A 12,622-nucleotide genomic window follows, 5' to 3' on the forward strand; every position below is an offset into this window, starting at 1 on the left:
GGGACTCCGTTTCCGGGACTGCGGTACGGCCTGGAGGGGCTTACTACGATACTCGTCGTAGTACGCCGCCTGTCAAACTACGAAGATGCTCGTACAATGGCGGCACGCCTTCCCGAGAGCCGCCCGGCAGCACGCACCCCCCCGGACAGAAGTGGAGCCGCAGCCGTGACGACCGCGACCAACCCCAGAGTCCTGGAGCACCCCGCGCGTGAGGACATCCGGCTCGAAGCCGTCCTGCACGCCCTGTCGGACGCCGTCCGGCTGCGGATCGTGCGCTGCATGGCCCTCGCCGACGCCGGGGCCGAACTGAGCTGCTCCTACTTCGAGCTGCCGGTCACCAAGTCCACGAGCACCCACCACTTCCGGGTGCTGCGCGAGAGCGGCGTCGTCCAGCAGATCTACCGGGGCACCGCCAAGCTGAACAAGCTGCGCCGCGACGACCTGGAGGCGCTCTTCCCGGGGCTCCTCGACACTGTCCTGACCGCCGCGGGCGCCCAGGCCGAACGGCTCGGCGACACCGCGCGCGCCACCGTCTGAGGGCGCTTCCCGCCGCTCACTCCCCGCCGCTCACTCCCCGCGCGCGGCCGCCCGCAGCCCCGCCCAGTCCGGGATCTTCACCCGCGCGCGCCCCAGCGCGCCGCCCAGGGCCTCCTCGGCGCGCTCGATCGCCAGCCAGCCCGTCCACGGCACCGGTGCGTGCCCCAGGGCCCGCAGCCCGGCCACCGGGTCCGCGGCGACCGGGCGCCGGGCCAGCTCCCGGGCGTCGGCCAGCAGTGACGCGGCGGTCTCCTTGGCGCAGGGCCGGTTGGTGCCGATCACCCCCGTGGGGCCCCGCTTGATCCAGCCCGCCACGTACTCCCCGGGCGAGACCGCCCCGTCCCGCAGCACCCGTCCCGCCGCGTGCGGGACCGTGCCGCGCGCCGCGTCGAAGGGCAGCCCGGCGAGCGGGACGCCCCGGTAGCCGACCGCGCGCAGCACCAGGCCCGCCGCGATCTCCTCGTACCGCCCCGTGCCCCGCACCCCGCCGTCCCCGTCCGGCGCGGTCCGCTCGAAGCGGACCCCGGTGACCCGCCCGCCGGAGCCGAGGATCTCCACGGGACGCAGGAAGAAGCGCAGCCGGATCGCGCGCGCGGCGTCGTCGCCGCCCGCCGCCCACCCCCGCAGGACCTCCAGATTGCGCCGGCTCGCCGCGGGCAGCGCGTCGTACGCCGCCGGGTCGGCGTACGCCGGGTCCAGGGCGAGCTCCGCCGGGTCGGCCAGCACCCGGGTCCCGGGCAGCGTGCCGAGCTCGCGCAGCTCCTTGGTGGTGAAGCGGGCCTGCCCGGGCCCGCGCCGGGCCACCATCCGCACCTCGCGCACCCCGCTCGCCGCCAGCGCCTCCAGAGCGCCCTGCGGCACGTCGGTCGAGGCCAGTTCGGCCGCCCGGCGCACCAGCAGCCGGGTCACGTCCACCGCCACGTTCCCCGCCCCGATCACCACCGCGCGGGGCGCGTCCAGGCCGAACGCGGCCCGCGCGGAGTCCGGATGGGCGCTGTACCAGGAGACGAAGCCGGTCGCCGAGTAGCTGCCGCGCAGCTCCTCGCCCGGCACCCCGAGCGGCCGGTCGCGCGCGGCGCCCACGCAGTACACGACCGCGTGGTACAGCTCCAGGAGCCGGGCCGGGGTGAGCCCGCGCGCGCCCACCTCCACGTCGCCGAGGAAGCTGATCCGTTCGTCCTCCAGGACCGTCCGCAGGCTGCCCTGGAGGGACTTGATCTTCTCGTGGTCGGGCGCCACCCCGTACCGCACCAGTCCGTACGGGCAGGGCAGCCGGTCCAGGACGTGCACCCGCACCCCCGGCACCGCGCTCTGCCCCACCAGGGCCTGGGCCGTGTAGACCCCGCTCGGTCCCGAGCCGACGACGGCGACGCGCAGCACGAGGGGTGCCCCTTCCTGCCGGAGGCTTCCAGCATGGCACCGCCGAGGCCCCGGGGCCGGACTACAGGGAGCGCATCCGGTTGATCTCCGCCGTCTGCTGGGCGATGACGTCGTTCGCCATCTCCTCCACCAGCACGTTGTTGCCCTGGCTGAGCACCTCGCCCGCCATCGTCACGGCCCCCTCGTGATGCGTGATCATCAACTTGATGAAGAGCGCGTCGAACGCCTTCCCCTTGGCGGCGCGCAACTCGGCCAGCTGCGCCTCGGTCGCCATCCCCGGCATCGTGTGGTGGTCGTGGCCGGACTGCGGGCGAGGGCCGCCGTTGTTCTTCAGCCAGCCCTCCATGGCGCCTATCTCCGGGCCCTGCGCCGCCGCGATCCGCTCGGCGACCTTCCGTACCTGCCGCGACTCGCCGCGATCCGCCGCCAGCGAGGTCATGGTGAGCGCCTGCCGGTGGTGCTCGATCATCATCTGGACGTACATGTAGTCGGCTCCGTTGGGGCGTTCGTCGGGCATCAGCCGCGCCGCCTCCTCGGGGGACACCTTCCTCGCCGGTTCGCCCGGCTTGCCCGGCGCGATCACCGAGGGGCCGCTCGGCTTCGCCGCCGGGGGCGCGGCCGCCCCCGCCCCCGACTCGCACGCGGCGAGCGCGAACACGGCGGCGACGGCGAGCGCGGCTGCCGCCGCTCCACGGGCACGGTGCTTCGACAACACGACCTCCACGGGCACTTGGGCGACTCGGACCACTCGGGCGACTCGGGCGGGCTGGAACAGGTGTTTCTTCATTACGTCTCTGTTGCCATCTGTTGAGATGTGCACAGCAAGGAAGATACTGCCGAGGTCCCACCCTCGTTCAACTGTGCGACACCAGATGAGGACGGAGAGACTTCCTTGCGTACCACGAGTACCCCGCGCGTACGGATCAGAGGCCTGGCCGTGGTGACCGCCGCGGCCGGGCTGCTGGTCAGCCTGCTCGCCGCCGGCCCCGCAGCCGCCACCCCCGACCCGGGCGACGCCGGCGCGCCCGCGGCCGTCTCCGCGGAGCGGGCGGCGGAAGCGCGCGCCGCCATCGCGGCGGGCGAGATACCCGGTGTGGACGAGATCGTCCACAGCCCCAACATCGAACACCTGGCGAACGTTCCGAAGGACGCCCTGAAGGGCATCAACTCGGACCTCGCCTTCCAGGGCAAGTACGCCTTCGCCGGCAACTACGACGGCTTCCGCATCTTCGACATCAGCAACCCCAAGTCACCCAAGACGGTGGCCCAGGTGCTGTGCCCCGGCTCCCAGAACGACGTCTCGGTCTCCGGGAACCTGCTCTTCCTGTCCACCGACTCCTCGCGCAGCGACAACTCCTGTGCCAGCGTTCCGCAGCCCGCCTCGGTGAAGGAATCCTGGGAGGGCATGAAGATCTTCGACATCAGCGACATCGCGAACCCGAAGTACGTGGCCGCCGTCGAGACGGCCTGCGGTTCGCACACCCACACGCTGGTGCCCCAGCGCAAGGACGTGTACGTCTACGTCTCCTCGTACTCGCCCAACGCCGCCTTCCCCGACTGCCAGCCCCCGCACGACGGCATCTCCGTCATCAAGGTGCCGCGCAAGGCCCCGCAGCAGGCCAAGGTCGTCAACTTCCCCGTCCTGTTCCCCGGTGAGGGCCCGGACGGCGGCGGCAACCCCGGTGAGCCCACCAACCCCGGTGTCTCCAAGACCACCGGCTGCCACGACCTGACCGTGCTGCCCGAGGAGGACCTGGCCGCCGGCGCGTGCATGGGCGACGGCATCCTCTTCGACATCAAGGACCCGGAGCACCCGAGGGTCATCGACCGCGTCCAGGACAACGTCAACTTCGCGTTCTGGCACTCCGCGACCTTCAACCAGAAGGCGAACAAGGTCGTCTTCACCGACGAGCTCGGCGGCGGCGGAGCGGCCACCTGCAACGCGGTCGTCGGCCCGAACCGCGGCGCGGACGGCATCTACGACATCGTCGGCAAGGGCGACAGGCGCAAGCTCGTCTTCCGCAGCTACTTCAAGATCCCGCGCCACCAGGCCGACACCGAGAACTGCGTCGCCCACAACGGCTCGCTGATCCCGGTCAAGGGCAAGGACATCATGGTCCAGGCCTGGTACCAGGGTGGCGTCTCCGTCTGGGACTTCACCGACTCCCGGCGCCCGAAGGAGATCGCGTACTTCGAGCGCGGCCCGGTCTCCGCGACCACCCTCGCCACCGGCGGCTCCTGGTCGGCCTACTACTACAACGGCTACATCTACTCCAACGACATCGCCAAGGGCTTCGACGTCCTGAAGCTCAGCGACAAGCGCACCGACAAGGCGGCCCGGGTCCGTCTCCACGAGCTCAACGTCCAGACGCAGCCCGACTACTTCGACTAGCGGACGCCCCGGGCCCGGCAGCCGCCTACCCCGGGGTACGCGGACCGGTCCGCCGGTCCGCCGACCCCTGGCGCGGCACCCGGGCGGCCGGGCCCGGTAACGTCGTACGCGCACCCGGGGCGCCGTCGGGCGGACGCGGTCCGTCCGGCGGCGCCCCCTGCTCCCAGTCCAGCCCGTAGCGCTGGAAGAGCTCGGAGCGCAGCCGTACCCCCGGCATCGGGGCCCCCGGCAGCAGCACCGCCACCACCGCCCCCATCAGGAGCGCTCGCAACAGCGGATAGTCGGTGTCCACGTCGTCCGAGCCGTACCGGGTCACGGTGTCCCGCAGCAGCTCCGCGAGCCGCTGCTGCTCGGGGCAGCGCACAAAGCCCTCGGCCTGCAGGATCCCCGCCATGTGCGTCCGCATCAGCACCGGCCGGTCCTCCGCGAGGCCGAGGATCGCGTCGATCGCCCGCGCCATGCGCTCCCGGCCGTCCGCCGTGCGCGGCTCGCGCTCCAGCGCCTCCGCCAGTGTCAGGTGCATCAGCCGGTGCACCGCCGACTGCAGGAGCTGACGCTTGCCGGGGAAGTAGTACGAGATGAGGCCGCGCGCCGAGCCGGCCCGGGCGGCGATGTCCGCGAGGGTCGTCGCCTCGTAGCCGCGCTCGTCGACCAGCTCCACCGTCGCCTGGAGGATCCGCTCACGGGAGCGCCGCCGAAGCTCTTCATTGACCTGTGCGCTACGCGGGGACATGCTGGACTCCTGCGTTGACTGGCTGGCAGCCAATATACTCAGCGCGTCCTGCCGTCGTGCCCTCGTGGCCCGAAGCGGGACATGCCGTCTGTTCTGGGCGACGCGGGGGATCGTCCAGGACAGGCGGCTTCAACGCCTCTCTCCCATGATGCTCCCGGCGTCCGCCTCCGGGCCGGGGCGCCGGCGCCGCTCGACCGCCCGGTACGCGACGATCGACCCGGCCGCGCAGGCCCAGCCGAAGAGCCAGCCGCCCAGCACGTCCGAGGGCCAGTGCACCCCCAGGTACACCCGGGTCCAGCCGACCCCGACGACCGACACCAGGGCGGCCCCGGCGAGCGTGCCCCAGCCCCGCCGGGTCTCGGTCCAGTGCAGCGCCAGCACCCACAGCAGCAGCCCGCAGGTGACCGTCGCCGTCATCACGTGCCCGGACGGGAACGCGGAGAAGTGCGCCGAGTCGACCGGGTCGGGCCAGACGGGCCGGGGCCGGTCCACGGCCGCCTTCAGCGCCTGCTGGAGGCCCACGGCGAACAGGCTGGTGCCCGCCACCCACAGCGCGAGCAGCCGCTCGCGCCGCCACCACAGCCAGCCGACGGCGACGGCCGCCAGCGCGCGCATGGTCCACGGGTCCCAGACCCAGTCGGTCAGGATCCGGTTGAGATGGGTGATCCCGGGCTCGGCGACCGCGCTGCGGTGCAGGGCCTCGGCGACGTCCCGGTCGAACGAGAGCAGCGGTGGCCACCCCACGGCCACCAGGACGAGCAGCAGCACGGCCAGGGCACCGGAGACGACGGCGGAGATGCGCATGGCCCCGATCCTGCCCGACGCCCCCACCCGGTCCCGCGCCCGGCCCCGCCCCGGCGGGTCGGGGCCGCGCGCCGGGCCGGGAGGCGACGGCTAGTTCAGCGCGCGCAGCGCCGGCACGAAGGCGACCAGGACCGGGAAGACCGGCACCAGCGCCGCCACGGCGGTCAGGCGCAGCCGACGGGCGGCGGTCAGCCGGGGTGCCGCGGCCAGCAGCCGGTCGACGCGCTGCGGCAGCCCCGTCCCGGGACCCGGCGCGGGGCCGAACGCCCCCCGGTCCTCGTTCAGTTCGACCAGTGCCAGCGCGATCGTCAGCCGCCCGAAGCGACGCGAGGCGACGTCGTCCGCCGCCAGCTCCACCAGCCGGTGCATCTCGCCCCGGAAGGCCGCGAAGACCGGCACCCCCGGGAAGCCCTCGGCCAGCGCGCCCGAGCAGTGCAGCAGCCAGTCGTGCCGCGCCCGGGCGTGGCCCTGCTCGTGCGCGAGGACCGCGTCGAGCTGCCGCCCCTTGAGCCGCCGCAGCGCCCCCGTCGTGATCACCAGGCGCGGCGCCCCGCCCGGCAGCCACCAGGCGTCCGCCCGCTCGCCCTCCAGGATCACCAGGCGCCCGCCGTCCGAGGCCTCCTCGCCGGGCAACAGCGGCGCGCGCACCAGGAGTTCGCAGCGGCGCTGCCGGCGGCGGGCGCGGGCGAGGCCGATCTCGCGGCCCAGCATCGCCCCGCTCCACAGCCCGGCGGCGGCGAGCAGCACGGCCAGCACCGCCGACCAGGGTCCGCCGGTGCCCAGCTCGTACGCCTCGATCACCGCGTGCGGCGCGGGGGCGAAGACCTGCCCGCGCACCGCCTGCCAGGCGGCCGAGGCGCTGAACGTCATGGACAGGGCGAAGCTGACGAGCACCGCCGCCACGACGCACTGCCACACCCACAGCGCCACCACGGGTTCCCGCTCCGCCCAGTCGGCCCGGGACAGGAGCCGCGGGGCCACGGCGGCGGTCAGGACGCCGAGCGCGAGCAGCGCGAGGGAGACCAACATGGCGCCACCTTATGGAGCGGGTACCACGCCGGGGTATGCCCTCGTCAATCAAGTGACGCACGCCACGTTTGCCGCGCCCGCCCTTCAGAGCGTAAGAAGCATCGCGAGCATCGCGAGGGCCATCGACAGGCGGCACACCAGCGTCAGCTCGGCACCGGCGGCCGCCCGCGCCGCGCCGCCGGTGCCCGGGGGAGCCGCGACCGGGACCAGGCGCGTGCCCGACCGCAGCACGTACACCCCGAAGTAGGCGAGCAGCGCCCCGGTCAGCAGGGGTACGCCCCCGGCGTCCGCCACCGCGCCTCCGGCGTCCGCCGCCGCGCCCCCGTGCCCCGCGTGCGCGCCCGCGCCGGGCGCCGCGACCATCGCCACCGCCATGTAGACCATCGCGAGCGAGCCCACCAGGTGGTGCACGTGGTGGCCGCCGCCGCGCAGCGCGCCGAGCAGCCCGAGCAGGGCCGCGACGCCGAACACCGCCGCATACCCCAGCAGCACCCACTCCGGCGGGGCCGCCACCGTGGCGGGCAGCGCCATCGCGGCCATCCCGAAGCCCATCACCGCCTCGCCGCCCGCGGCCCGCCGCTCCTCCCCGGAGCTGCGGCGCATCCGCAGCAGGCAGTACGCCCCGCCGGCCGCGCAGAGCACCACGAGCAGCCAGCCGGACAGCGCCGGTCCGTGCATGGCGGACCTCCCTCCTCGCCGACCGCGAACCCTCCCCGTCCGCAGAGGGGGATGCCCGGCCCCCGTCCCGCCCACGCGGGCGCACGGCCGCGCACGGGTGTACGAGGGGGAGTGCGGGGCGCGCGCTAGGCTCGGGGGGATCGCGCCCGCCGATCGTCAGCGCCCGAGGGGAGCCCCGTACACATGGACACCGCCGCGTCCCAGCACACCGGCCGGATCACCTACCGCGACGCCGTGACGGGCGACGTCCCGGCGCTCGTGCCGCTCGTCGAGTCGGCCTACCGGGGCGACTCCAGCCGGGCCGGCTGGACCACGGAGGCGGACATCCTGCAGGGCCGGCGGACGGACGCCGAGGGCGTCGAGGCGGTCATCACCACGCCCGGCAGCCGGCTGATGGTGGTCGAGCGCGACGGCGAGCTCGTCGCCTGCTGCCAGCTGGAGCACCGAGGCGAGGCGGCCTACTTCGGCATGTTCGCGGTCCGCCCGGAGCTCCAGGGCGCGGGCCTCGGCCGGCAGATCATCGCCGAGGCGGAGCGCCGGGTGCGCGAGCTCTGGGACGTGACCGAGATGCACATGACGGTCATCTCGGTGCGCGAGGAGCTCATCGCCTGGTACGAGCGGCGCGGCTACCGCCGCACCGGCCGGATGACCCCCTTCCCGTACGGCGACGAGCGCTTCGGCCTGCCGCAGCGCGACGACCTGCGCTTCGAGCTGCTGGTGAAGGAGCTCGGCTGACCCTCAGGCGGTGCGGGCGACCGAGGCCCGGATCGCGGGCTCGTCGGTCGTCACCCCGTCGAGCCCCAGCGCGTACGCGAGGCGCAGCTCGTCCTCGGTGTTCACCGTCCACGCGGTGACCCGCAGCCCCGCCGCGTGGGCGCGCGCCACGGTGTCCCGGCTGACGAAGCGCAGCTCCAGGACGAGCGCCCCGGCCCCCACCGCCAGGGCCCGCTCCACCGCCTCCGACTGGCGCCGCCCGGCGACCAGCGCCGTGCGCACCCCGGGGACGAGGGCGCGCGTCTCGGCCAGCGCCTCGTCGTGGAACGAGATCACCTCGACCCGGTCCGCCAGCCCGCGCGCGCGGAACACCCCGGCGAGCGTCCGGGCCGCCGCCACGTCCTTGATCTCCGCCTGGAGCGGCGTCCCGACGGCGTCCAGGACCTCCTCGAAGACCGGCACCCGCTCGCCGGCGCCCGCGTCGAGCTCGCGCAGCTCCGCCAGGGTCTTCTCGTGGATCGGGCCGCTGCCGTCGGTGGTGCGGTCCACCTCGGCGTCGTGCATGACGACCAGCGCGCCGTCCTTGCTGAGGTGCAGGTCGAGCTCGATGAGGTCCAGGCCCTCCCGCTCGGCCCGGACGAAGGAGCGCAGGGTGTTCTCGGGCTCGACGCCCATGACCCCGCGGTGACCGATGGTGAGGAAACCCAAGACCTTCTCGCTTCCCTTGTCCGGCGGAGTCCGCGCCCGGCGCGGACCTTTGCCCGGTCGATTGGTGCCCGAGGCAGCCTAATCGCTGGGCCGTCTCTCCCCGGTGACCCGGCGGAACGCCGCATTTCTTGAGTGTCAACCCCAGTAGACAGGAAAAAGGGCGGTCGATCAGGGGGTTTGGCAGGAGAATTTCCCATACCCCTCTTGTGGCCGAGAAGCGCCGATGGTTACGGTGTCTTGACGTGAGGTTCTCCTGTGGAGGAAGAGGAATGACGGAAATTCTTGTGCAGGACGCGACCGGTGGGGGGATATCCACCGACGCACCCGTGGTCGACCACCCTGCCTGGCCCGAGCTCAAGAATGCCGTGGAGGAGCTCCGCCCCTGGCAGAGCGCGGACGGCTCCATCGACTTCCGGGCCGAGGGCGCCCCCGCCCTCGCCCACGCCGAGCGGACCGTCGCGCGTGTCGTCGCCGCGGTCGAAGCGCTCTCCCCGCTGCTCCCGCACGACGCGGAGTACCACCGCGCGCTCGTCGCCGACCTGCGCAAGTGGGCCGAGGGCGGCTTCGCGGTCCCCGACTTCCTCGACGCGCTGCTCGCCTTCCAGCCGGCCGCCAACCGCGTGGACGGGCTCCAGCACCTCGTGCTCTTCCCGATGTACACGCAGAACGGGAACCCGGACCGCAACTTCGAGGCCGTCGTGCTGCGCATGGTGTGGCCCGAGTGGCTCTCCGAGCTGGAGGCCACCCGCTACGACAACCCGCTGTTCTGCGGCATCTCCTTCGAGGACTTCACCGCCGGGTACGACACCAACTCGGCCGTCCTCTTCCCCGAGACCATCGCCGTCCGCGAGGCCCCCGAGCGCTTCAGCTGGGGCGGCATCTTCTGCGACCGCGAGGCCGCCCGCTTCCGCAAGGTCACCGAGGCCGCCGTCGACACCCTGGGCATCGAGCTGCCCGAGGACATCGCCGCCATGGTCCAGGACCAGGACCGCTGCGAGAAGGCCTTCGTCCTGTGGGACATGGTGCACGACCGCACCCACAGCCACGGCGACCTGCCCTTCGACCCCTTCATGATCAAGCAGCGCCAGCCGTTCTGGATGTACGGCCTGGAGGAGCTCCGCTGCGACCTCACCGCCTTCAAGGAGGCCGTGAAGCTGGAGGCCGAGGGCAACGAGCACGGCCGCGACGTGCAGTACGCGGTCCTCTTCGACCGCATGTTCCGCTTCCCGCTCTCCGGCGACCGCAACCGCAACTACGACGGTCTCGGCGGCCAGCTCCTCTTCGCGTACCTCCACAAGCACGACGTGGTGCGCTGGACCGACAACACGCTGAAGATCGACTGGCAGCGGGCGCCCGAGGTCACCAACCGTCTCTGCGGCGAGATCGAGCAGCTCTACCGCGACGGCATCGACCGTCCGAAGCTGGTCCACTGGTTCAAGGCGTACGAGCTCGTCTCCACCTACCTCGCCCCGCACCCCGGCTCCACCTGGGCCAAGGGCCCTGACGCCCTCGACCTGAGCCTGCCGCCCCGCAAGCTCGTCGACGACGTGCTTCCGGACGAGTTTCCGCTCAGCATGTTCTATGAGGCCCTCGCCAAGAAGCTCAAGGGCGTGATCGCCGCGACCAAGGGCATCACCGCCACCAGCGCTTCGGACCCCGCGCGGGCCGCCGCGTGACCGAGCCGACCGAGCAGACCGAGGAGGCGGCGCCCATGAACGCCAACGGAAACGGTGGGCCCCTCGACGGCGCCGTCATCGCCGTCGCCGGAGCGGCCGGCCCGGCGGGCCGGGCGACCCTGCTGCGCCTCGCCGAGGCCGGCGCCACGGTCGTCGCCTCTGACGCCGACCCGGCCCGCCTCGCGGAGGCCGTCGACGCCGCCCGCTACGCCCACGGCGGCGCGCGGGTCGTCGGCGACACGGTCGACCTCCTCGACCTGGCCGCGACCAGGGAGTGGGCCGAGAAGACCGAGAAGGAGTTCGGCCGGATCGACGGCCTGGTGCACCTGGTCGGCGGCTGGCGCGGCAGCCAGTCCTTCGTCGAGACCGACCTCAAGGACTGGGACTTCCTGGAGAAGCTCCTGATCCGCACGGTCCAGCACACCTCGCTCGCCTTCCACGACGGCCTGCTGCGCAGCGGCGGCCGCGGCCGCTACGCCCTGGTCAGCCAGGTCGGCGCGCACAAGCCGGTCGCCAACAACGCCGCGTACAACGCCGGCAAGGCGGCGGCCGAGGCGTGGACCCTCGCCATGGCCGACTCCTTCCGCAAGGCGGGGGGCGACGACGGCGCCCAGGCGGCGGCTGCCATCCTGGTGATCAAGGCACTGGTGCACGACGCCATGCGCGCCGAACGCCCCAATGCGAAGTTCGCGGGCTTCACCGACGTCAAGGACCTGGCCGAGGCCATCGCCGGACTGTGGGACCGGCCCGCACAGGAAGTGAATGGACAGCGCCTGTGGCTGACCCCCAAGCCGTGACCGCGGCCCTGGGCCCGAAGACCGACGCCCGTCGTCATCACGACCCGTCGGTCCGGGGCTTCGCCAGCGACAACTACGCCGGAGTGCACCCCGAGGTCCTCGCGGCCATCACCCTCGCCAACGACGGCCATCAGGTCGCCTACGGCGAGGACCAGTACACCGACCACCTCCAGCGGATCATGCACAGCCACTTCGGCCCCTCGGCCGAGGCGTTCCCGGTCTTCAACGGGACCGGGGCCAACGTGACCGCGCTCCAGGCGCTCACCGACCGCTGGGGCGCGGTGATCTGCGCCGAGTCCGCGCACATCAACGTGGACGAGGGCGGTGCCCCCGAGCGGATGGGCGGCCTCAAGCTGCTCACCGTGGCCACCCCGGACGGCAAGCTCACCCCCGAGCTGATCGACCGGCAGGCCTGGGGCTGGGAGGACGAGCACCGGGCGATGCCCCAGGTCGTCTCGATCACCCAGAACACCGAGCTGGGCACCGTCTACACCGTGGACGAGATCAAGGCCATCGTCGAGCACGCCCACGCCAAGGGCATGAAGGTCCACCTCGACGGCGCCCGGATAGCCAACGCCGCCGCCTCGCTCGACGTGCCCATGCGCGCGTTCACCAGCGCGGCGGGCGTGGACGTCATCTCGTACGGCGGCACCAAGAACGGGATGATGTTCGGCGAGGCCGTCGTCGTGCTCAACCCCGACGCCGTCAGTCACATGAGGCACCTGCGCAAGCTGTCCATGCAGCTCGCCTCCAAGATGCGCTTCGTCTCCGTCCAGCTGGAGGCGCTGCTCGCCAAGGACCTGTGGCTGCGCAACGCCCGCCACGCCAACACGATGGCCCAGCGCCTCGCGGCCGGCGTGCGCGGCGTGGACGGGGTGGAGATCCTCTACCCGGTCCAGGCCAACGCGGTCTTCGCGCGGCTGCCGCACGAGGTCAGCAGACGGCTCCAGGAGCGCTTCCGCTTCTACTTCTGGGACGAGGCGGCCGGCGACGTGCGCTGGATGTGCGCCTTCGACACCACGGAGGACGACGTCGACGGCTTCCTCCAGGCGCTGAAGGAAGAGATGGCGCGGTAGTCCCGCGCGGGCCCCGAGGGGCTCCCGGGCCGACGGCCGGGCGGAGGTGACACACTTCCGCCCGGCCGTTCCGTCATCCCCCCCCCGCACTTCCGGCG

At 73.0% G+C, this 12,622-nt stretch carries 13 protein-coding genes; 6 read left to right on the forward strand and 7 right to left on the reverse strand.

The features are described from left to right. Window positions 1–165 precede the first annotated feature (165 nt). Entirely contained in the window at window positions 166–537 is a 372-nt protein-coding gene (locus tag ACZ6J5_RS17100; protein ID WP_469392202.1) for an ArsR/SmtB family transcription factor, read from the forward strand. Between the two features lie 30 nt (window positions 538–567). Here the strand turns inward: ACZ6J5_RS17100 and ACZ6J5_RS17105 are convergent, their stop codons facing one another. Together ACZ6J5_RS17105 and ACZ6J5_RS17110 are read right to left on the reverse strand one after the other, a co-directional pair. After that, the gene (locus ACZ6J5_RS17105; protein ID WP_469392204.1) at window positions 568–1,917 is read right to left on the reverse strand and encodes an FAD-dependent oxidoreductase; all 1,350 of its coding nucleotides are present in this window, start codon (window positions 1,915–1,917) and stop codon (window positions 568–570) included. A 61-nt stretch (window positions 1,918–1,978) separates the two neighbouring features. Next, window positions 1,979–2,632: a DUF305 domain-containing protein gene (locus ACZ6J5_RS17110; RefSeq protein WP_469392206.1), complete on the reverse strand. Its 654-nt coding sequence runs from the start codon at window positions 2,630–2,632 to the stop codon at window positions 1,979–1,981. 177 nt (window positions 2,633–2,809) lie between these two features. Here ACZ6J5_RS17110 and ACZ6J5_RS17115 point away from each other — a divergent pair, with 177 nt between their 5' ends. Next, complete coding sequence (locus tag ACZ6J5_RS17115) at window positions 2,810–4,309, forward strand: LVIVD repeat-containing protein (RefSeq protein WP_469392207.1); 1,500 nt, start codon at window positions 2,810–2,812, stop codon at window positions 4,307–4,309. A 25-nt stretch (window positions 4,310–4,334) separates the two neighbouring features. Here ACZ6J5_RS17115 and ACZ6J5_RS17120 read toward each other — a convergent pair whose 3' ends face one another. The 4 genes from ACZ6J5_RS17120 to ACZ6J5_RS17135 form a co-directional block, all read right to left on the reverse strand. After that, complete coding sequence (locus ACZ6J5_RS17120) at window positions 4,335–5,042, reverse strand: TetR/AcrR family transcriptional regulator (protein ID WP_469392209.1); 708 nt, start codon at window positions 5,040–5,042, stop codon at window positions 4,335–4,337. A gap of 129 nt (window positions 5,043–5,171) precedes the next feature. Next, a complete protein-coding gene (locus ACZ6J5_RS17125) occupies window positions 5,172–5,846 on the reverse strand; it encodes a phosphatase PAP2 family protein (protein WP_469392211.1) in 675 nt (224 codons plus the stop codon). Window positions 5,847–5,936: 90 nt separating this feature from the next. Continuing rightward, window positions 5,937–6,875, reverse strand: coding sequence for a M56 family metallopeptidase (locus tag ACZ6J5_RS17130; RefSeq protein ID WP_469392213.1), 939 nt, complete (start codon window positions 6,873–6,875; stop codon window positions 5,937–5,939). Between the two features lie 84 nt (window positions 6,876–6,959). Beyond that, entirely contained in the window at window positions 6,960–7,553 is a 594-nt protein-coding gene (locus ACZ6J5_RS17135; RefSeq protein WP_469392215.1) for a DUF5134 domain-containing protein, read from the reverse strand. A 183-nt stretch (window positions 7,554–7,736) separates the two neighbouring features. Here ACZ6J5_RS17135 and ACZ6J5_RS17140 point away from each other — a divergent pair, with 183 nt between their 5' ends. Continuing rightward, entirely contained in the window at window positions 7,737–8,288 is a 552-nt protein-coding gene (locus ACZ6J5_RS17140) for a GNAT family N-acetyltransferase (RefSeq protein ID WP_469392217.1), read from the forward strand. A 3-nt stretch (window positions 8,289–8,291) separates the two neighbouring features. Here ACZ6J5_RS17140 and ACZ6J5_RS17145 read toward each other — a convergent pair whose 3' ends face one another. After that, a complete protein-coding gene (locus ACZ6J5_RS17145; protein WP_469392219.1) occupies window positions 8,292–8,975 on the reverse strand; it encodes a glycerophosphodiester phosphodiesterase in 684 nt (227 codons plus the stop codon). A 269-nt stretch (window positions 8,976–9,244) separates the two neighbouring features. Here ACZ6J5_RS17145 and ACZ6J5_RS17150 point away from each other — a divergent pair, with 269 nt between their 5' ends. The 3 genes from ACZ6J5_RS17150 to ACZ6J5_RS17160 are packed head-to-tail and all read left to right on the forward strand — an operon-like array spanning window position 9,245 to window position 12,524. Further along, the gene (locus tag ACZ6J5_RS17150) at window positions 9,245–10,651 is read left to right on the forward strand and encodes a DUF6421 family protein (protein ID WP_469392221.1); all 1,407 of its coding nucleotides are present in this window, start codon (window positions 9,245–9,247) and stop codon (window positions 10,649–10,651) included. Between the two features lie 35 nt (window positions 10,652–10,686). After that, the gene (locus ACZ6J5_RS17155; RefSeq protein WP_469392845.1) at window positions 10,687–11,448 is read left to right on the forward strand and encodes an SDR family NAD(P)-dependent oxidoreductase; all 762 of its coding nucleotides are present in this window, start codon (window positions 10,687–10,689) and stop codon (window positions 11,446–11,448) included. Beyond that, window positions 11,445–12,524, forward strand: coding sequence for a threonine aldolase family protein (locus tag ACZ6J5_RS17160; RefSeq protein WP_469392847.1), 1,080 nt, complete (start codon window positions 11,445–11,447; stop codon window positions 12,522–12,524). The genes ACZ6J5_RS17155 and ACZ6J5_RS17160 overlap by 4 nt, the downstream gene beginning before the upstream one ends. Window positions 12,525–12,622 lie beyond the last annotated feature (98 nt).

This window comes from Streptomyces sp. NPDC042100 (genome assembly GCF_055582325.1).